The 20,952-nt window shown below is 43.9% G+C and carries 19 protein-coding genes; 13 read left to right on the top strand and 6 right to left on the bottom strand.

What is annotated here, in order from left to right; translation table 11 throughout:
• The first annotated feature begins 343 nt into the window (after positions 1-343).
• Together PTE_RS04705 and truC are read left to right on the top strand one after the other, a co-directional pair.
• Positions 344-676 (top strand): YqcC family protein, encoded by a 333-nt coding sequence (locus PTE_RS04705; RefSeq protein ID WP_036843752.1) that lies wholly within the window; start codon positions 344-346, stop codon positions 674-676.
• A gap of 1 nt (position 677) precedes the next feature.
• Positions 678-1,424, top strand: coding sequence for a tRNA pseudouridine(65) synthase TruC (gene truC, locus PTE_RS04700; protein WP_036843750.1), 747 nt, complete (start codon positions 678-680; stop codon positions 1,422-1,424).
• Between the two features lie 541 nt (positions 1,425-1,965).
• On the opposite strand, the gene PTE_RS04690 is transcribed toward truC, so the two are convergent.
• Positions 1,966-2,328, bottom strand: a complete 363-nt coding sequence (locus tag PTE_RS04690) for a hypothetical protein (RefSeq protein ID WP_036843746.1) — start codon at positions 2,326-2,328, stop codon at positions 1,966-1,968.
• A 543-nt stretch (positions 2,329-2,871) separates the two neighbouring features.
• Between PTE_RS04690 and PTE_RS04685 the strand changes: the two genes are divergently transcribed.
• Positions 2,872-3,321 (top strand): flavodoxin, encoded by a 450-nt coding sequence (locus PTE_RS04685; protein ID WP_036843744.1) that lies wholly within the window; start codon positions 2,872-2,874, stop codon positions 3,319-3,321.
• 59 nt (positions 3,322-3,380) lie between these two features.
• Here PTE_RS04685 and PTE_RS04680 read toward each other — a convergent pair whose 3' ends face one another.
• The 5 genes from PTE_RS04680 to tnpA form a co-directional block, all read right to left on the bottom strand.
• Positions 3,381-3,767 carry a DUF3461 family protein gene (locus tag PTE_RS04680; protein WP_023044746.1) on the bottom strand — a complete coding sequence of 129 codons (387 nt, stop codon included), beginning with the start codon at positions 3,765-3,767 and terminating at the stop codon, positions 3,381-3,383.
• A gap of 209 nt (positions 3,768-3,976) precedes the next feature.
• Positions 3,977-4,801, bottom strand: coding sequence for a 2,3,4,5-tetrahydropyridine-2,6-dicarboxylate N-succinyltransferase (gene dapD, locus PTE_RS04675; RefSeq protein WP_036843742.1), 825 nt, complete (start codon positions 4,799-4,801; stop codon positions 3,977-3,979).
• A 49-nt stretch (positions 4,802-4,850) separates the two neighbouring features.
• Positions 4,851-7,499 carry a bifunctional uridylyltransferase/uridylyl-removing protein GlnD gene (glnD, locus tag PTE_RS04670; protein WP_036843739.1) on the bottom strand — a complete coding sequence of 883 codons (2,649 nt, stop codon included), beginning with the start codon at positions 7,497-7,499 and terminating at the stop codon, positions 4,851-4,853.
• A 138-nt stretch (positions 7,500-7,637) separates the two neighbouring features.
• Positions 7,638-8,435: a type I methionyl aminopeptidase gene (gene map / locus PTE_RS04665; protein WP_036843737.1), complete on the bottom strand. Its 798-nt coding sequence runs from the start codon at positions 8,433-8,435 to the stop codon at positions 7,638-7,640.
• A gap of 232 nt (positions 8,436-8,667) precedes the next feature.
• On the bottom strand, positions 8,668-9,054 hold the full coding sequence (gene tnpA, locus PTE_RS04660; RefSeq protein WP_051477171.1) for an IS200/IS605 family transposase: 387 nt from the start codon (positions 9,052-9,054) through the stop codon (positions 8,668-8,670).
• A 58-nt stretch (positions 9,055-9,112) separates the two neighbouring features.
• On the opposite strand from tnpA, the gene PTE_RS04655 reads away from it, so the two are divergent.
• From PTE_RS04655 to bamA, 10 genes are all read left to right on the top strand, one after another.
• Positions 9,113-10,339 carry an RNA-guided endonuclease InsQ/TnpB family protein gene (locus PTE_RS04655; RefSeq protein ID WP_036844248.1) on the top strand — a complete coding sequence of 409 codons (1,227 nt, stop codon included), beginning with the start codon at positions 9,113-9,115 and terminating at the stop codon, positions 10,337-10,339.
• Between the two features lie 325 nt (positions 10,340-10,664).
• Positions 10,665-11,390, top strand: a complete 726-nt coding sequence (gene rpsB, locus PTE_RS04650; RefSeq protein WP_021324810.1) for a 30S ribosomal protein S2 — start codon at positions 10,665-10,667, stop codon at positions 11,388-11,390.
• A 151-nt stretch (positions 11,391-11,541) separates the two neighbouring features.
• Positions 11,542-12,399: a translation elongation factor Ts gene (gene tsf, locus PTE_RS04645; RefSeq protein ID WP_021324811.1), complete on the top strand. Its 858-nt coding sequence runs from the start codon at positions 11,542-11,544 to the stop codon at positions 12,397-12,399.
• 148 nt (positions 12,400-12,547) lie between these two features.
• Positions 12,548-13,276 (top strand): UMP kinase, encoded by a 729-nt coding sequence (gene pyrH / locus PTE_RS04640; protein ID WP_036843733.1) that lies wholly within the window; start codon positions 12,548-12,550, stop codon positions 13,274-13,276.
• A gap of 119 nt (positions 13,277-13,395) precedes the next feature.
• Complete coding sequence (gene frr, locus PTE_RS04635) at positions 13,396-13,953, top strand: ribosome recycling factor (protein ID WP_036843730.1); 558 nt, start codon at positions 13,396-13,398, stop codon at positions 13,951-13,953.
• Positions 13,954-14,095: 142 nt separating this feature from the next.
• A complete protein-coding gene (ispC, locus tag PTE_RS04630) occupies positions 14,096-15,292 on the top strand; it encodes a 1-deoxy-D-xylulose-5-phosphate reductoisomerase (protein ID WP_036843728.1) in 1,197 nt (398 codons plus the stop codon).
• Positions 15,293-15,575: 283 nt separating this feature from the next.
• The gene (gene ispU, locus PTE_RS04625) at positions 15,576-16,271 is read left to right on the top strand and encodes a (2E,6E)-farnesyl-diphosphate-specific ditrans,polycis-undecaprenyl-diphosphate synthase (protein WP_240042274.1); all 696 of its coding nucleotides are present in this window, start codon (positions 15,576-15,578) and stop codon (positions 16,269-16,271) included.
• Between the two features lie 9 nt (positions 16,272-16,280).
• A complete protein-coding gene (gene cdsA / locus PTE_RS04620) occupies positions 16,281-17,129 on the top strand; it encodes a phosphatidate cytidylyltransferase (RefSeq protein ID WP_036843725.1) in 849 nt (282 codons plus the stop codon).
• A 29-nt stretch (positions 17,130-17,158) separates the two neighbouring features.
• On the top strand, positions 17,159-18,514 hold the full coding sequence (gene rseP / locus PTE_RS04615; RefSeq protein ID WP_081738156.1) for a sigma E protease regulator RseP: 1,356 nt from the start codon (positions 17,159-17,161) through the stop codon (positions 18,512-18,514).
• A 34-nt stretch (positions 18,515-18,548) separates the two neighbouring features.
• Complete coding sequence (gene bamA, locus PTE_RS04610) at positions 18,549-20,942, top strand: outer membrane protein assembly factor BamA (RefSeq protein ID WP_036844239.1); 2,394 nt, start codon at positions 18,549-18,551, stop codon at positions 20,940-20,942.
• Positions 20,943-20,952: the final 10 nt, after the last annotated feature.

Raw genomic sequence — 20,952 nt, 5'->3', positions numbered from 1 at the left:
TAATTCATTCTGTCCCTCGCAGGAAAGGAATCATTGCGCATAACTTCTCAAGGACAAATAGGGTGATGATGGTCAGGATGACTGATGCAATGCATAACAGGATTGTATGCAATATAAATAAAAATGATGGGTAAGGGATAACCAATTAAGGATAATCTGTCAGGGAATGAGCAGGGAGCAAACTATTAGCCGGACTGCTATAACAGCACAATTTAAAGGGAGCGCTGGTTCGCTCCCTTCTCTTTATTTGATTGATGGAATAAGCAAATTTTCAGCTTAAGGGTTATCAATGATATTCTTATGAACTTGGTAGCTTTGAATAAATATTTATCAGGCTGAAAACATGAGTATTGAAAAACAAATTCTGCATAAATTACAACTAATTGAACACGCCATGAGGGAAATTGACCTATGGCAGAATCACCCGCCTAAACCAGAAGCTTTCGAAAGTGTTGAACCATTTTCAATTGATACGATGCTGGCCGAAGAGTGGTTGCAGTGGGTATTAATTCCGCAAATGTATGCGTTGCTGGAACAGGGCACAGAATTACCCACGGCATTCTCTATCGCTCCTTATTTTGAAGAGTCTTATAAAGAAGAGGCTACCGGGCGTTATCAGCAACTGCTTGAACATCTTCGTGCATTGGATCGCTTATTTATTCAGGGTGATTCCTGATATGTTGGAAGTGTTATATCAAGATGAGTATATTGTGGCGGTTAATAAACCGGCTGGTTGGTTAGTTCATCGTAGCTGGTTGGCGCGCCACGAAACACGCTTTGTTATGCAGACATTGCGTGATCAGATTGGTCAGCATGTTTTCCCTGTACACCGTCTGGACAGGCCGACATCAGGCGTATTGTTAATGGCGCTTTCCAGTGATGTTGCTCGTCAGCTTTCCCAACAGTTTGAATATCATCAGTTGCAAAAAACTTATCATGCTGTCGTGCGTGGCTATGTGCTGGAACCCGATATTATCGATTATGCTCTGGTTGAAGAGTTGGATAAAATTGCCGATAAATTTGCAGACAGTGATAAAGAGGCGCAACCCAGTGTGACTTATTACCGACCATTGGCGAAAGTAGAATGTCCGGTAGAGATTGGACGTTATCCTACATCACGCTTTAGTCTGCTGGAATTGACACCGAAAACAGGCCGAAAACATCAATTAAGACGGCATATGGCACATATTCGTCATCCAATTATTGGTGATACGACACATGGTGATTTACGGCAGAACAGAGGGATTGCCGTTCATTATCAAACCAGCCGGTTGATGCTGCATGCCAGTTTGCTTGAATTGGATCACCCTGTGACCGGTGAGAAGCTATCTCTTACGGCAAAATGGGATGCGTCATGGCAACATTTGATGCAACAATTTGGCTGGCAAGGCATTGTTCCCGATTTGGAATATGAAAGTCATTAGGACGAAGAAAGAATACCTGTTTGCCTTGTCTCTTGATTGAGGTAATTAAGAGACAAAGGCAAGAATAAATAAAATATTATAAATGGAAATTTTTAATATATGATATTATTGGTTTGCTCTGGTTAATGTCATTATTTTTTAGAGTTAATTATTGAATGAAAAACAGTTGATGTTCCTACTGAGGAAATTAATAATATTGTGAATCCAGTAACTATTTCTTCAATTTCAGCACCTAAATAAATAGTATAAAAAAGAATAATCATAGTAATAAATACATAAACGCCTGATTGCATACCCAAGGTATAAAGAGAATCTTTAGAATATAAACCCAGGTAAGAGAAAAAAACGGGTTGCATCAGTGTATTAGCTAAAAATACCAGGTTCGTAAATAACAAGTAGAATATACCCGAGCCCATAATAATGCCAAGTAAACAGAATCCAAGAGAAAATAATTGAATGATATTACCTACTATAATTTTTTTTCTGAAAGGTACGGGTTTCATCACTTTAATGATCGCAATTGCACAAGGGAACCATATAATCAACAAGTTATGACAATAAATCCACTGATTACTCCCCATAATATTCTATGGAGAGCATCCAACCAAACGGGAATAAATGTTTCCCCTTCTGAAAAGAGAATGCAATTGATAGTTGCTAATAATAAGAGTAATCCAAAGAGATTCTTTCTGAAAAAAATAGTATTCGCTTTTCGGATGACAAAGGATATTGTTATACATCCCAGAGAGAGCCCTAATAAATAGGAAAAAACAGGAATATAAGCATTTAAAACTATGCTTCCATCTTTAAGTACGGTATCTACCCAGATCATTAGACCCGATGAGCCGGTGATGTTTGCAGCACTTAATAACACACTAAGCACGACAGCCCTATTATTAAACATGGTGATCGTCCTCCTTATGCATATTTACTTCTGCCATTCTAGTAATTTCATTCTACTATTATTTTCATTGAAATAGAGTATAAGTAATTTTTAATACCAATGAAAATATTATCAGCTAAAATTTTTCCAAAAAGTAACGTTAATATTAAATTATTATTGGCTGAATAACTTAGTTTAATACCACTTTATTTTGCTGCTTCATGGCGGTTTTTAGAGGAAATTTAAGTTATCTATTTGAATTATATTTAATTTTGCAGGAATTGTTAAAGATGCAATGTTGGTGATTACTTGTTACCGTTTTATGTAGAATAGCTACAGTCATTGATCAGTGCATCTGTCCGTAATTAGCCTGACAGATATATCATTAGTTATTAGTGCTGATGAGATATTGTTTACATGACAGAGGCAGCCCAACAGTGGCAACATTTGATTGGTGCGACGACTTAGCTGGCAAAGTAATTATCCCTGATTTGGAAAGGGTTGAATTTTCTGTGGTTGCCAGCGAGGATAATTAATAATTCCTTTAAAAAGAGATAATAGGCGATGGCGAAGATTGGTATTTTTGTTGGTACTGTTTACGGTAATGCCCTGGCAGTTGCAGAAGAAGCACAGCTAATCCTTGAACAACAAGGCCATGAGATAGAAGTATTTGAAGAGGGGGAGTTGGAACAGTGGCAATCCTATCTGAATCAGGTAATTTTAGTTATCACTTCAACGACTGGACAAGGGGATTTGCCTGATAATATTCAGCCGCTTTATTGTGCTTTGCGGGATGAATTAGGTTATCAGCCGGAATTACGCTATGGCGTTATTGCTTTGGGTGATGGCAGTTACGAGAATTTTTGTGGTGGTGGTCGTACTTTTGATGAGCTGTTACACGAGCAGGGAGCAATAAGAATCGGTGAGGTTCTTCTGGTGGATGCAATAGAAGAAGCTGAACCGGAAGTTTTTGCTCAGTCCTGGATCAAACAGTGGGGCGAATTAGTTGAATAATCTTAATACACCGTTTATACCGGATAGGATATAAGCGGTGTAGTGATATATGAACCGCTTTATTTACGGGTTAATTTTTCCAGGTCGGCTTCAATTTCGGCAATTTTATTGGCAACAACGTGTTCAAGATGGCGCAGGTCATCAAGGATTTTATGTTTCAAATCGACGTCTGCCTGATCACGTTTGCAAATTTGATCCAACTCTTCAATCACATAACGCAGGTTAGTATTGATTTCGTTGATCTCTTTGTATCCTTGCTCTGCATTGTCTGAAGCAACCGTTTTGCGTTGACGTGGATATTTGAATTTCACGCTTTTGGCAAAGAATTCTCCTTTATCTTTGCGAAAATAGATTTTCAGGATGTCATTGTTAGCTTCCTGACGCAGACTGTAGCGGTCAATCTCTTCGGGATATGTGATCCCCAGACTCTTTAAGTTATCGTACATGGCACCACCTTAAGGGTATTTTTCCCAGTAGGTTATTAATGCGTTATTTTGAATTTGGATCGTGCTTAAACTCCTTATGTACTCGGTGTACGTTCGGGATTATGCACAGTGCCCACGTTCAAACTACCTATATTAATAACACTGACTGAGGTCGGTAATGATGATAAAAAGCAAAAAAATAGCGGACTTATTATCCGCTATTTTGAAGTTTAATCTATCGCTCTTAAGAGTTCATTAATGCTCACTTTTGCCCGTGTTTTAGCATCCACTTTTTTTACAATGACAGCGCAATATAGGCTGTAACTGCCATCTTTCGATGGGAGGTTGCCAGAGACAACAACAGAGCCGGCAGGGACTCGGCCATAATGGATTTCGCCTGTTTCACGATCATAGATTTTGGTGCTTTGACCGATGTAGACGCCCATTGAAATCACAGAACCTTCTTCGACAATGACACCTTCTACAATTTCAGAACGGGCGCCGATAAAGCAGTTATCTTCAATAATGGTCGGGTTGGCTTGCAATGGTTCCAGCACGCCCCCGATACCGACACCCCCGGATAAATGGACGTTTTTACCAATTTGGGCACAGGAGCCAACAGTTGCCCAGGTATCTACCATTGTTCCTTCATCGACATAGGCGCCGATGTTGACATACGAAGGCATCAGCACACAGTTGCGGGCGATAAAGGCTCCCTGCCGCGCTGCCGCAGGAGGCACCACGCGAAAACCCTCTTTTTCAAATCTCGCTTGATCGTAATCAGCGAATTTCATCGGGACTTTATCGAAATAACGGCTTTCGGTACCATCCATGACCTGATTTTCATTGATACGGAAAGAGAGCAGTACCGCCATTTTCAGCCATTGATGAGTGACCCACTGACCGTCAATTTTCTCTGCAACACGCAGTTTTCCACTATCCAGCAGATTGATGACCTGAGTAACGGCATCACGTGTTTCACGGTTGACTGTCGCTGGAGTAATAGTTGCGCGATTTTCAAAAGCACTTTCGATAATGGATTTTAATTGCTGCATTACATCTGTTTCCTTGGTTATCAGCCGAATCATGGGGGCTTGTATTCAGTTACATTTTATCCTTTGGATTTAGGGTTTCTGTCAACCTTTCTGACAATTCTTCTCTGATTTTTTTATTTAATGCTTTGTGGTCCTTATCCGCTAGAACAAAAAAGTCTTCGACACGTTCGCCGATCGTAGTGATGTGTGCACCATGCAGTGAAACTTCCATTTCGGTAAAAATATTGCCGACTCTGGCCAGTAATCCTGGTTGATCCAGTGCGAATAGTTCCATATAGGTTCGCCGTTCATTGTGGGTAGGCAGGAAGCTCACTTTTGTGGGTACATTAAAGTGACGTAGTTTGGTTGGTAATCTTCGTGCTTTGGGTGTTTTGGTATAAGGATCCAGAACGACCCGCAAAAGTGCGTTATGTATTATTTCATGACGATCTGGTGCTAAAGGGTGACCATTGGGCTCCAGTACCACAAAAGTGTCCATCGTCATATCATCACGGTTGGTAAATATCTGAGCGTTATGAACGCTGAGATTGCGTCTGTCCAGTTCGCCGACAACCGCTGCAAATAGGGAAGGGCGGTCCGGACTCCAGATAAAAATCTCGGTACCGCCGCGAGTTGGCTTAGTACTGATCAGTATCAGCGGCTCTTGAGAATCATGTGCCACCAGATGGCGGGCGTGCCATGCCAGTTGCCTTGGTGTATGGCGAAGGAAATAATCTGCATGGCAACGGCTCCAAAGCTGATGCAGTTTCTGCTCGTTAATATTGTCCTGGCGCAGAAGCGCAAGAGCCTGAAAACGGTTATGACGGATGCGTTCCCGCAAATCCGGTGTATTTCCCTGGCGCAATTGGTTCTCTGTAGAGAAATAGAGTTCCCGTAATAAGCTCTGCTTCCAACTATTCCATAGGTTGACGTTGGTTGCGCAGATATCAGCGACTGTCAGGCAAATGAGATAATGTAACCGGGTTTCATTGAGTATTTCATGGGCAAATTGTTTAATGACTTCTGGATCCTGGATATCTCGCCGTTGAGCCGTGACTGACATTAATAGATGATGACGCACCAGCCAAGTCACCAAGTCAGCTTCTCGTGAGTTAAGCCCATGTTGCAGTGAAAACGCCAGCGTATCTTCAGCGCCAAGTTCAGAATGGTCACCATTACGCCCTTTGGCGATATCGTGAAACAACGCAGCAAGGCGCAGGATCTCAAGCTGAGGTAAACGCGGGTATAGTTCAACGCAGAGCGGATGGGCTGCACGGTTGTTCTCATCAGCAAAACTTTCCAATTTTCTCAGCACACGGATTGTATGCTCATCGACGGTGTATGCGTGAAACAGATCAAATTGCATCTGGCCGACAATGTTGCCCCAAAGCGGTGTATAGGCGCCAAGAACACTGTGACGGTGCATGGGGACAAATGCGCTTTCAATCGCCCTTGGGTGACGCAGGATATCCATAAAGATTTGGCGGGCTTCGGGTAATTCACACAATGGCTGATTCAAATTGCGGCGGGCATAACGGAGCTGGCGTAACGTAGTAGAATAGATGCCCTGAACTTCGGCATGTTCCGCCATGCGATAAAACATCCGCATAATTGCTGTGGGATCTTTGATAAACAGCGTCTCATCGACCAGATCAATTAATTGTCCACGTAGCTGGAATTCACTATCCAGTGGGCGGGATTTTTCACTGGTTTCCAGTGCCAGAATAGCTTCATCAAACAGTTGCAGCAGCATATTGTTGAGTTCGCTGACGCGGCGTGTCATTCGGTAGAAATCTTTCATCATCCGCTCTATCGGCTGATTACGTTCTCCTTGATAGCCCAGTAATTGAGCAATGCTGAATTGGCGATCAAACAACAGGCGATTATCATAACGATTAACGACCAGATGAAGGGCAAAGCGGATACGCCAAAGGAAACTTTGGCACTCATTCAATTCATTACGTTCTTCCGCTGTCAGGAAGCCGAAATCGACCATTTCATCTATTGAGGTTGCTCCAAAATGGCGGCGGGCAACCCACAGTAAGGTATGGATATCCCGTAACCCTCCGGGACTGCTTTTGATATCCGGTTCCAGATTGTAACTGGTGCTGTGATAGCGCTGGTGGCGTTCATGTTGTTCGACAATTTTGGCATCAAAGAATTCAGTGGAAGGCCAGAAACCATCATTGCAGGTATGTCGCTGTAATCGAAGAAAAAGTGACAGATCGCCGCAGATTAACCGTGATTCGATTAAATTTGTCGCAACAGTCAGGTCTGACAGCCCTTCCAGCAAACATTCTTCGAATGTACGAACACTATGGCCTACTTCCAGCCGGATATCCCACAATAAGGTGATAAATTGTCCGATATTCTGAGCTTGATGTTGTGTGAGAGGTTGCTCACTGAGTATCAGCACGTCAATATCAGATAGCGGGTGCAGCTCCCGTCGGCCGTATCCGCCGACCGCAATCAATGAAAGTGATGAAATTTTGTCAAACCCATAAACATTCCATAACTGTTTCAGCAACTGATCTATGTAATCACTGCGGGCTGAAATCAAGGCTTCTGCGGAAATTCCTGCTTTAAATGCATGTTCTAGCCAAAGTTGAAATTCTTCGAGGTGTCGTTTCAGCACCGGGTAGTGAAGATCATCACAGGAAAAATCAGTTGGAGAAAGTGGCGGGACAGGAGCCTTAATGGTGGCGATATCTGCTGGCATAAGTATGAACCCGTGAGAAAGGCGAATCATAACGGCCAGATTACTGAGAAAATATCGTGTTGAACAGGAGATATTGCTAGAGAAAGAGATTGGAAGCCCTGTATGGTTTCACTAAGGCTTCACAATTTAGCGTCTAACTTATTCATTGACCAGGACGGCGGAAAGAACGGGTTCCTCTTCTTTTCGCAAGGTCATGATTTCACAGCCGTTATCAGTTACAACAATTGTGTGTTCATACTGAGCAGACAAACTGCGGTCTTTGGTTTTGACTGTCCAGCCATCTTTCATGGTACGGATGCGGTAATCGCCAGTGTTAACCATAGGTTCAATAGTGAAAGCCATCCCTTTTTGCAGTACAACACCGCCATCATCTGCATCATAGTGCAGTACTTGAGGTTCCTCATGGAAGACTGCGCCGATGCCGTGACCACAATATTCACGAACCACAGAGAAATTCTTGGCTTCAACAAATTGTTGAATGGCTTTACCAAGAGTGCGCAGGCGAATACCTGGTTTTACCATTTTCAGTGCCAGATAGAGGCTTTCTTGAGTGATGCGGCATAGACGCTCACCCTGAATGGTTGGCTTACCAACAATAAACATTTTTGACGTATCGCCGTGAAAGCCCTCTTTTATGACAGTCACATCAATATTAACGATATCGCCATTTTTTAGAGCCTTATCATCACTTGGGATACCGTGACAAACGACGTCATTAACAGAAATACAAACAGATTTTGGGAAACCGTGATAACCAAGACAAGCTGAAACAGCCTGTTGTTTATTGGTGATGTGATCGTGACAGATGCGATCCAATTCACCTGTTGTCACACCGGGTTTGACGTAAGGTTCAATCATTTCCAGTACTTCCGCCGCCAGGCGGCCGGCGACGCGCATTTTTTCAATATCTTCAGAGGTTTTAATTGAGATTGCCATGAAACTTGTCCATTCAAAGCCAGCAAATCTGCTGGTTGTATGATTATCAATAGGGAAAAAATTATTGAACCAATGGTATCAGCCTACAGAATATCTGCCAATAACCGTTGGTAGCCATATTTCCCCCGTTATTTGTATTTATTAGGAATATCCATCTTTATCTCCAAAGGGTACTCCCGCCGACATCAGGTGGGAGGGGAATTTGGACGGGCTTGAAAAGCCCGTAGAATCATCAGCCACGCTGATGTTGAATGTATTGTTTCACCACTTCCAGCGGTGCTCCACCGCATGAACCCGCAAAGTAGGAGCGAGACCAGAGAACGGCCTTTCCGTATGCTCCGCGTAAGTCCAGAAACTCATTACGTAAGCGACGGGAGGTTACCGCTTTCAGCGAGTTAACCAATACCGATAGCTGAACGGTCGGGGGATACTCAATCAGCATATGAACATGATCTAAATCGCCGTGACTCTCTTTAAGTTCTGCGTCGAAGTCACAGCAGATTTCACCTGCATAGTGTCGCTCGCCAAGAATCTTTCTACGGTATTTGGTCACAAACACAAGATGTACATGCAAAAGAAAGGCGGCATGTCGTGAACGATTCATTTTGTATTTTTGCATTGAAGTTAGCCGAAGGCACAGTAAGATAGAGAACAAACTGACTACACACTGAATGATAATGCTGATACTGAAAGCCTACAAGTTCAGACTAGAGCCAACCGAAGAACAGTCGCAGCGTCTGCGGCAGTTATGCGGCTGTGCTCGTTTCGTCTGGAATTACGGGCTTGACGAAACGAAGCGCATTCTTGAGTCAGGCGGCAAACTTCCCTCCGCTTTTGAGCTGAATAGGATGCTCACGGTGTGGAAAAACATGCCGGAACACGCCTTTTTGCAGGAAGCCTACACGGATAACCTTCAGCAAAAACTCAAAGATTTACACGGAGCGTGGAAACGTTGTTTTGATAAAAAATTGTCGGCAAAAGCGCCTGTATTTAAAAGAAAAAATGACGGACGCGATTCGATCCGCTTCGTTAATTTTGAGAAATATTGTCTACTTAAACATCGTCGGGTAAAACTGCCTTCGGGTCTCGGTTGGGTTAAATTCCGGCAATCGCAGGAGGTGAACGGAAAAATTAAAAATGCCGCCATCAACCAGTCAGCGGGTAAATGGTCCATCTCATTTCAGGTCGAAATTGAGACGCCTGACCCCCAGCATGAATCCTCCTCAATGATTGGGTTGGATGTGGGGATAACAAAACTGGCCACGCTCTCGGATGGCACAATATACGAACCTGTAAACAGTTTTAAGCGCAATCAGCGCAAGCTGGCGAGGCTTCAGCATCAGTTAAGCCGCAAAGTTAAGTTCAGCGCCAACTGGCAGAAACAGAAGCGAAAAATTCAGCGTCTGCACGCGCATATTGCTAATATTCGCCGCGACTACCTTCATAAGACCACCACGAAAATAAGCAAAAACCACGCGATGATCGTGATTGAAGATTTGAAGGTCAGTAACATGTCGAAGTCAGCGAAAGGCACGGCAGAACAGCCCGGAAGGAACGTTCGGGCTAAATCAGGCTTAAATCGCGCGATATTGGATCAGGGCTGGTATGAAATGTGCCGTCAGCTAGAATATAAGCAGCGCTGGCGCGGCGGTCAGGTACTGGCAGTCCCTCCGGCATACACCAGCCAGCGGTGCGCATGTTGCGGTCATACAGCAAAAGAGAACCGCTTGTCGCAGAGTAAATTCGTGTGCCAGGTGTGTGGATATACCGCGAACGCAGATGTAAACGGCGCTCGTAACATTTTAGCGGCAGGACATGCCGTGCTTGCCTGTGGAGGGATGGTGCAGTCAGGCCGCCCGTCGAAGCAGGAACCAGACGCAGAGCGATCAGCCGTCGCCCACTAACGGGGATCCCCCTCTTGAGTCACGAAGTGCGAAAGTGGGGGAGGATGTCAACATAACTGCGTTTTTCTTTCCATAATTGTGCTATCAGAAAATGACAACAAAAGTTGGTGTCTTAAGCCGGTTTATGATATAAAGCGCGCCGGCGTTCTGTGTATTTGTTTCTAAGGCAAAACACCAGAGGCGTTAAATATACTCACTGTGTAAATAACACACACGGGTCGGCACATACACCGGGGTGCTCTCATGCAGAACATGCAGCTAAAGAGTCGGTGTTATGGGGCTCGTGGAGGCATAACCCCAACTTAATATTTTACAGAGGTTTACAATGGCAACTGTTTCCATGCGCGATATGCTGCAAGCGGGCGTTCACTTCGGTCACCAGACTCGTTACTGGAACCCAAAAATGAAACCATTCATCTTTGGTGCTCGTAACAAAGTGCATATCATCAACCTGGAAAAAACTGTTCCAATGTTCAACGACGCGTTAGCTGAACTGAACAAAATTGCTTCACGCAAAGGTAAAATCCTGCTCGTTGGTACTAAGCGTGCTGCAAGCGAAGCGGTTAAAGAATCAGCTCTGAGCTGTGATCAATTCTTTGTTAATCACCGTTGGTTAGGCGGTATGCTGACTAACTGGAAAACCGTTCGCCAGTCCATCAAGCGTTTGAAAGATTTAGAAGCACAGTCTCAGGACGGTACTTTTGACAAACTGACCAAGAAAGAAGCGTTAATTCGTTCTCGTGAATTGGGTAAGTTAGAAAACAGCCTGGGTGGTATCAAAGATATGGGCGGCTTACCTGACGCTCTGTTTGTTATCGATGCTGAACATGAACACATTGCTATCAAAGAAGCGAACAATCTGGGTATCCCAGTATTCGCTGTTGTTGATACTAACTCTGATCCAGATGGTGTTGATTTCATCATCCCTGGTAACGATGACGCAATCCGTGCAGTAAAACTGTATTTGGGTGCTGTTGCTACCGCTGTTCGTGAAGGTCGTTCTCAAGATCTGGCTGTTCAGGCAGAAGAAAGCTTTGTAGAAGCTGAATAATAAGGCAAGCTCATTGTTGAGCCCTTATTAACCAGGTATTGAAATATATTGGTTAGGGGGGCCTGTTATGGCCCCCCTTTTACGTATCTGATATAAGAACTATCCATGTGGGATATTATCTTCCTGCGGGATACATCGAGGAATAAAACAAATGTCTGGAATTACCGCTGCTTTGGTAAAAGAACTGCGTGAGCGTACTGGCGCAGGTATGATGGAATGTAAAAAAGCGCTGGTTGAAGCTAATGGCGACATCGAGTTAGCCATTGACAATATGCGCAAATCAGGTCAGGCGAAAGCGGCTAAGAAAGCTGGCCGTGTTGCAGCTGAAGGTATCATCCTGGCGGAAGTGGCTGCTGATGGCAAATTCGGTGCTTTGGTTGAGTTGAACTGTGAAACTGACTTCGTTGCTAAAGATGCAGGCTTCATCGCTTTTGGTAAAGAAGTTATGGCAGCAGTATTGGCTGATAAAGTCTCTGACATTGAAATTCTGAAAGCGAAGTTCGAAGAACAACGTACTACACTGGTTGCTAAAATCGGTGAAAACATCAACATTCGTCGCGTTTCTGTATTAGAAAGTGAACAACTGGGGACTTACCTGCATGGCGCGCGTATCGGTGTTCTGGTTGCGGCTGAAGGCGCTAATGAAGAGCTGATTAAGCATGTGGCTATGCACATTGCCGCCAGCAAGCCAGAATATGTTAACCCAAGTGATGTCCCTGCTGACGTTGTTGAGCGTGAGCACCAAATCCAGCTGGATATCGCAATGCAGTCTGGTAAACCACGCGAAATCGCAGAGAAAATGGTTTCTGGCCGTATGAACAAATTCACCGGCGAGATCTCTCTGACTGGTCAGCATTTCGTGATGGACCCAAGCAAAACGGTTGGCGATCTGCTGAAAGAGAACAATGCTAAAGTGACTGACTTCATCCGTTATGAAGTTGGTGAAGGTATTGAGAAAGTTGAGGCTGACTTCGCAGCAGAAGTTGCTGCAATGAGTAAACAGTCTTAATTTCTATAAACAGAGCCGCCAAATGGCGGTTCTGTTTTATCTAATCTAAACCGTCTATTCCAGTAGGCGTTGAGTTTTTGCATCTGGTCAGAGTGGCTTGGATGTATGTAAATCCCCAATATACTTTTCTGCTTTAGGACAGAACATCATGGCAACCAATGCAAAACCCGTATATCAGCGTATCCTGCTTAAGCTCAGTGGCGAAGCCCTGCAAGGTGCAGAAGGTTTTGGTATAGATGCCAGCGTCTTAGACCGCATGGCTCAAGAGATCAAAGAACTGGTTGAGTTAGGCATACAGGTCGGTGTCGTCATTGGCGGGGGTAACCTGTTTCGTGGCGCGGGTTTGGCTGAAGCAGGAATGAACCGTGTAGTAGGCGACCACATGGGCATGTTGGCAACAGTGATGAATGGTTTGGCAATGCGGGATGCATTACACCGCGCCTATGTGAACGCCCGTCTAATGTCTGCCATTCCTTTAAATGGCGTTTGCGATAACTATAGTTGGGCAGAAGCGATTAGTTTGTTACGTCATGGTCGGGTTGTTATTTTCTCTGCGGGTACTGGCAATCCGTTCTTTACGACAGATTCGGCAGCATGTTTGCGTGGTATTGAGATTGAAGCAGATGTTGTGCTAAAAGCAACTAAAGTAGATGGTGTTTACTCTGCTGATCCGGCTAAAGATGCAGAAGCGGTATTGTTTGATAAGCTGTCTTATCAGCAGGTATTAGAGCGTGAATTAAAAGTCATGGATTTGGCGGCATTCACTCTGGCTCGTGATCATAGCTTACCCATTCGTGTATTCAATATGAATAAACCGGGTGCGTTGCGTCGTGTGGTGATGGGTGAAAATGAAGGTACCCTGATTTCCCACGAATAATGTTCAGAGACACCAGAGATGTTTGGCGGTATGATTAGTCGCCTGATACGTCAAATTTAACAAACATGGTCATAATGACTTATGACTTGAAAAACAACCAGTTCCCAAGGGTTTGTAACGTGATTAATGAAATTAAAAAAGACGCACAAGACCGTATGGAAAAAAGCGTCGAAGCACTTAAAAACCAAATCAGTAAGGTTCGCACTGGCCGTGCTTCTCCAAGTCTGTTGGACGGTATCACTGTTGAGTATTATGGTGCGCCTACACCTCTGCGTCAGATTGCTAACGTCATCGCTGAGGATGCACGTACTCTGGCTATCACGGTATTTGATCGTACTATGACTCCGGCGATTGAAAAGGCAATCATGGCTTCTGATTTAGGTCTGAACCCCTCCTCTGCGGGTACAACAATCCGTGTTCCTTTGCCCCCATTGACAGAAGAACGTCGTAAAGATCTGATTAAAGTGGTTCGTAGCGAAGCTGAACAAGGACGTGTTTCTGTGCGTAATATTCGTCGTGATGCTAACGATAAAATCAAAGCCTTACTGAAAGATAAAGAGATCAGTGAAGATGATGAGCGTCGTGCACAGGATGATATTCAGAAGTTGACCGATAATTTCATCAAAAAAGTTGATGAAGCTTTAGCTAAGAAAGAAGAAGAACTGATGGAGTTCTAATCTCTTTCGTGAGATATATCAAGCGTCGCTATCGTGCGGCGCTATTTTTTATCCGGCATTTCTCTGAGGCCATAGGCATTCATAGCCAGGCAAATCAGACAAGTATTAATACACATCAAACAGAGCAATTCAGAGCATCAGTATGAAAAGGTTGACCATCCTTGGTTCCACAGGTTCCATAGGCAAAAGTACACTTACTGTAGTTCGCAATCATCCTGATAAATTTGAAATAACGGCGCTTGTCGCTGGGAAGAATATTCAGGTTATGGCTGAACAATGTCTGGAATTTCAGCCTCAATATGCTGCGATGGCGGATGAAGTTTCCGCAAAAGAGCTTAGACAGTTGCTTATTGAACAAGGTTGTAAGACCGAAGTACTTTTCGGCGAACAGGTTGCATGTGATCTGGCTGCTTTGAATGATGTTGATCAGGTAATGTCTGCGATTGTCGGTGTTGCGGGTTTATTGCCAACACTGGCCGCTATCCGGGCGGGTAAGCAGATTTTACTTGCGAATAAAGAATCGCTGATCACCAGCGGCCGGTTTTTTATGGATGCCGTGGTAAAACATAATGCTCAATTGTTACCCATTGACAGTGAGCATAACGCTATTTTCCAGAGTTTACCTGAGGCAATACAACAGAATCTTGGGTGCGGGGATCTGAAACAACACGGGGTTGCTAATATTATTTTGACGGGATCGGGTGGGCCTTTTCGTCATACCCCGTTGGAACAGTTGGCTTTTATGACACCGGACCAGGCTTGTGCTCACCCGAATTGGTCGATGGGGCGCAAGATTTCTGTAGATTCTGCGACAATGATGAATAAAGGTCTGGAATACATTGAGGCGTGTTGTTTGTTCAATGCATCTGCTGCGGAAATGGAAGTGGTGATTCATCCTCAGTCTGTCATTCACTCGATGGTCCGCTATCAGGATGGTAGCGTTATCGCTCAACTAGGAACACCGGATATGTGTACGCCGATTGCTTATGCAATGGCATACCCAAATCGTATTGCTTCTGGTGTTGAACCTCTTGATTTTTGTTCTTTAGGCACGTTGACTTTTTCGAAACCAGATTATGAACGGTACCCCTGTTTGAAGCTGGCTATTGAAGCTTGCCACGAAGGCCAGGCTGCAACTACAGCGCTGAATGCAGCGAATGAAGAAATCGTTAAAGTTTTTTTACAAAATGGAATCTCTTTCACAGATATTGCTATTATAAACCGGCAGGTTGTAGAAAAATTAAATTTACCGGAACCTCAGAGCATTGAAGAAGTCTTACAGATTGATAAGCTCGCAAGAGATTTAGCTATAAACACTATCAGTTCATTTATTAGATAGTATTGCTTTGGCAAATGGGTATTTGTTCGCATTTTTACCTGATGGTATAGTTTTCGTATAACTGTTGGTTGGTATAATTAACAGTTCAGATTTTGGAGGGTTTTCTTTCAGATAATTAGGTCTTTACCCAAGTCGTGATACAAGACACGGCTTTTTTATGTTTGGCTGCCTGAATTTGTAAGAGAATTACCCTAACCAGTAAAGGATTAATTGAGTGATATTATCCAGTGATCATCATCAGAACGATTTGTCGTCATTATTACCTAAACACGTTGCCATTATTATGGATGGTAACGGCCGTTGGGCAAAGAAACGTGGGAAATTAAGAGTCTTTGGTCATCGTGCAGGGATTAAGGCGGTACGGAGTGCGGTGAGTTTCTCTGCTAAACACAAAATTGAGTCGTTGACTCTGTACGCTTTCAGCAGTGAAAACTGGAATCGGCCGGAGCAGGAAGTCAGCTCTTTAATGGAGTTGTTTATTTTTGCACTAGATAGCGAAATCAAAAGCTTACATAAACATAATATTAGATTATCTGTTATTGGTGATATCAGCCGGTTCAGTGAGCGTTTACAGGAGCGTATCTGTCGCTCGGTTAAGTTGACTGCTAATAATACTGGTCTGCAACTCAATATTGCTGCAAATTATGGTGGTCGTTGGGATATAGTTCAAAGTGTTCAGAAAATTGCCCGGCAGATTAAGGATAATTCCCTTGAACCACAGGATATTACTGAGGAATTAGTCAATAATTACATTAATCTGAGCCAGCAGCCTCAGGTTGATTTGGTCATCAGAACCGGCGGTGAACATCGTATAAGTAATTTTCTGTTATGGCAGATAGCTTATGCAGAATTCTATTTTACCGATATACTCTGGCCTGATTTTAATGAAACCGTTTTTGAAGGTGCAATTAATGCCTTTGCCAAAAGAGAACGCCGGTTTGGCGGAACAATACCAGACGATGCCGATGTGGGATCATAGGAGGAACTCTTGCTGAAGTACCGCCTTATAACGGCTGTGATATTAATCCCTCTTGTGATTGCCGCTCTGTTCTTGCTGCCACCAGCCGCTTTCGGGCTGGTTATTATAGCTGTCTCAGTCCTTGCTGCATGGGAGTGGGGGCAATTCGCCAGCTTATTTAGCCAAAAGAAACGGGTTATTCTGGCTGTTCTATTTGCTATCGGTTTATTGGCCTTACAATATACTTTGCCAGATTTCACTGATTTGATTGAACAACAGCAAATCATCTTTATCTTATGGATGGGGATGATTTGGTGGATCGTTGCGACTCTTCTGGTTATTACCTATCCTTCTTCCGCTTTAATCTGGAAGAAATCCATGTTATTGCGCCTTTTGTTTGGAGCCCTGACATTAGTGCCGTTTTACTGTGGAATGATGGTCTTGCGGACTCAGGGATATGATGATAATGCATATCATGGTGCATGGTGGTTGCTGTATGTCATGTTGCTGGTATGGGGAGCTGACTCTGGTGCTTATCTATTCGGACGGACTTTAGGTAAACACAAAATGGCACCAAAAGTTTCGCCAGGAAAAACGTTGGAAGGATTAGTTGGTGGTTTAATAACTGCGGCTATTATTTCATGGTTATTTGGTAAATATGCGCCAGTACCAGTAATGCCTGAAAAACTCATGTTGTGTTCTGCTATTGTTGTTATCGCTTCTGTATTTGGTGATTTGACTGAGAGTATGTTCAAACGTGAATCTGGTATTAAAGACAGCAGTCAGCTAATTCCGGGACATGGCGGTGTTATGGATCGTATTGATAGCCTGACTGCGGCGATCCCTGTCTTTGCCGGCCTGATATTGCTGGTATTTTGATTTCTCTGTTTGACGGCGTTTAAAGGAATATGATGGGAATTCTCTGGAATCTGGCGGCTTTTATTATTGCGCTAGGTATATTGATCACTGTGCATGAGTTCGGTCATTTTTGGGTGGCCAGAAAGTGTGGTATTCATGTTGAACGTTTCTCCATTGGTTTTGGTAAAGCGCTATGGCGGCGTACGGATCGTCAGGGAACTGAATATGTCATAGCCCTTATCCCACTAGGGGGATATGTGAAAATGCTTGATGAGCGTGTTTCACCTGTTTCTCCTGAACACCGTCATATGGCATTCAATAATAAAACTATTGGTCAGCGTGCTGCGGTTGTCAGTGCAGGGCCAATTGCTAACTTTTTACTGGCGGTTGTGGTTTATTGGTTGGTGTTTATTATTGGTGTGCCGGCAATACGTCCTGTCGTTGCAGATATCAAACCCGATTCTATTGCGGCACAAGCAAATATTTCATCAGGAATGGAACTAAAATCCGTAGATGGTATCGAAACGCCTGACTGGAATTCAGTTCGTTTTGCTCTGATAGGTAAGATAGGTGATGAGAACCTGACTGTTCAGGTCATACCTCCAGGTTCATCGCATCCGGTAGAGAAAATTCTGGATTTGCGGCAATGGCGCTTTAACCCCGATAAACAGGATCCCGTGTTGTCATTAGGGATTATGCCTGTCAGTCCTCGTTTGGATTCTTTGCTGGAGAATGTGACTCCCGGTACCGCAGCAGAGAAGGCTGGTTTACAAAAGGGAGATAGGATAGTTAAAGTCAATGGTCAGGAAATAGATGCCTGGCATACCTTTACATCCTTTGTCAGCAATAATCCGAATGTTCCGTTGGAACTTTCAGTGGATAGGGCTGGTCATATTATTTCTCTTTCTATGACGCCGGAAGTCAGACAGCAAGCCAGGGGTAAGGAAGTTGGCTTTGCCGGTGTGGAACTGCGGGTTATACCATTAGCAGACGAATATAAAATGGTTCAGCAATACGGGCCTTTCTCTGCCATTTATCAGGCAGGAGACAAGACTTGGCAGTTGATGCGGTTGACTGTCAATATGATGGGTAAGTTGATCGTTGGTGATGTGAAAGTTAACAACTTGAGTGGACCAATCTCTATCGCCAAAGGGGCAGGGGTGTCGGCTGATTCAGGCTTGGTGTATTATTTGATGTTTTTGGCGCTAATAAGTGTCAATCTTGGGATCATTAACCTGGTTCCATTACCTGTGTTAGATGGTGGACACTTGCTCTTCTTGATTATCGAAAAGATAAAAGGTGGGCCAGTTTCCGAGCGTGTACAAGACTTCAGCTATCGCATCGGTGCCATAGTACTGGTGTTATTGATGGGGCTTGCACTTTTCAATGATTTCTCCCGCTTCTAAAGCGGAAGACTGGTTAGGAAGACGCATTACAACGATGGCGATGAAAAAGTTACTCATAGCGTCGCTGCTGTTTGGCAGCGCCACTGCGTACGGTGCAGACGGGTTCGTAGTTCGGGACATTCACTTTGAAGGTCTTCAACGCGTTGCCGTAGGTGCAGCATTACTGAACATGCCAGTTCGCGTAGGTGATACGGTCAGCGATGAAGATATCGGTCGTACCATTCATGCACTATTTGCTACTGGTAACTTTGAAGACGTTCGTGTCCTGCGTGATGGCAATACACTTATTGTTCAGGTAAAAGAACGGCCGACTATTGCCAGTATTACTTTCTCTGGAAATAAATCGGTGAAAGATGACATGCTGAAACAGAACCTTGAGGCATCTCATGTTCGGGTCGGTGAAGCTCTTGACCGTACTATGTTGTCCAATATCGAAAAAGGGCTGGAGGATTTCTATTACAGTGTCGGTAAATACAACGCCAGTGTAAAAGCGGTTGTTACGCCACTTCCACGTAATCGTGTTGATTTAAAACTGGTTTTCGCTGAAGGTGTTTCGGCAAAAATTCAGCAGATTAACATCGTAGGTAACAAATCATTTTCTTCTGATGAGTTATTGAATCGTTTCCAACTCAGAGATGATGTGCCGTGGTGGAATCTGACTGCTGATCAGAAATATCAGAAACAAAAACTGGCGGGTGACCTTGAAGCGCTGCGCAGTTTTTACCTTGATCGCGGTTATGCCCGTTTTAACATTGATTCGACTCAGGTCAGTTTGACGCCAGATAAAAAAGGTATTTATGTCACGTTGAATATTACTGAGGGGGATCAATACAAAATATCTGGTATTGACCTGAACGGTAATATGGCGGGCTATCAGTCAGAAATCACTAAACTGGCTAATATTAAGCCTGGTTCTCTGTATAACGGGACTCAGGTGACTAAAATGGAAAGTGAAATCAAAAACTTGCTTGGCCGTTATGGTTATGCTTATCCACGGGTGATGACTCAACCTGAAATCAATGATCAGGACAAAACAGTAAAACTGCATGTCAACATTGATGCAGGTAACCGTTTCTATGTTCGTAAAATCCGTTTCTCTGGTAATGATACTAGTAAAGACTCCGTTTTGCGTCGTGAAATGCGCCAGATGGAAGGAGCATGGTTGGGGAGTGATTTGGTTGAATTGGGTAAAGAACGCCTTAACCGCTTGGGTTATTTTGAAACTGTAGATGTTGAAACTCAGCGTATACCCGGTAGCCCTGATCAGGTAGATATCGTTTATAAAGTTAAAGAGCGTAATACCGGCTCTCTGAACTTTGGGGTTGGTTTCGGTACTGAAAGTGGCGTCAGTTTCCAGATTGGCGCTCAGCAGGATAACTGGTTGGGAACAGGTAACTCTGTTGGGGTTAATGCCAGTAAGAATGATTACTCAACCTATGCAGAAATCTCTTTCACCGATCCTTATTTTACGGTTAATGGGGTGAGTCTCGGAGGTCGGGTATTCTACAACGATTTCAGAGCTGATGATGCTGATTTGTCCGGTTATACCAACCAAAGCTATGGCTTAGATGGTTTCCTTGGCTTTCCGATTAATGAAAATAACTCCCTGCGTTTTGGGTTGGGTTATATTCATAACTCTCTGTCCGAAATGCTCCCTCAGGCAGCAATGTGGCGCTATCTGAAGTCTATGGGTGAGAATCCAAGTCTTGAAAGTAAAGCTGACTTTAAAGCAGATGATTTCTCTCTGAATGTAGGTTGGACATACAACAACCTTGACCGTGGTTTTTTCCCAACATCGGGTGTGAAATCGACTCTGAACGGTAAAGTGACCATCCCTGGTTCGGATAACGAATTCTATAAAGTGACTTTTGATACGTCTGCGTACTATCCAATTAATGATGCGCGTACTTGGGTGATTTTGGGCCGCGGCCGTTTAGGCTATGGTGATGGGGTAGGTGGTAAAGAGTTACCATTCTATGAAAACTTCTATGCAGGTGGTGCCAGTACTGTCCGTGGTTTCCGTTCCAACAATATCGGTCCTAAAGCTATTTACCTGAATAAGGACGGGAGTCCTAAGGAAAATAGCCCATCCCGTGATGCTGTGGGTGGTAACGCAATGGCAGTCGCCAGCCTTGAGTTAATCACGCCAACGCCATTCCTTGATGGTAAATACTCGAATTCTGTCCGAACTTCATTCTTTATTGATTCAGGTACGGTTTGGGATACTGACTGGAGTGATTCTGCGGTAATGAAAGCCAAAGGTATACCTGATTACAGTAAACCAGGTAATATCCGTGTTTCGGCGGGTATTGCATTGCAATGGATATCTCCTTTGGGGCCGCTGGTGTTCTCTTATGCTAAGCCGATCAAAGACTACGAAGGTGATAGATCAGAACAATTCCAATTTAATATTGGCAAAACCTGGTGATAATGCGTTT

It is taken from the genome of Photorhabdus khanii NC19 (assembly GCF_000517265.1).
Classification (GTDB): domain Bacteria; phylum Pseudomonadota; class Gammaproteobacteria; order Enterobacterales; family Enterobacteriaceae; genus Photorhabdus; species Photorhabdus khanii.
This window is presented reverse-complemented; position numbering and strand designations above follow the sequence as displayed.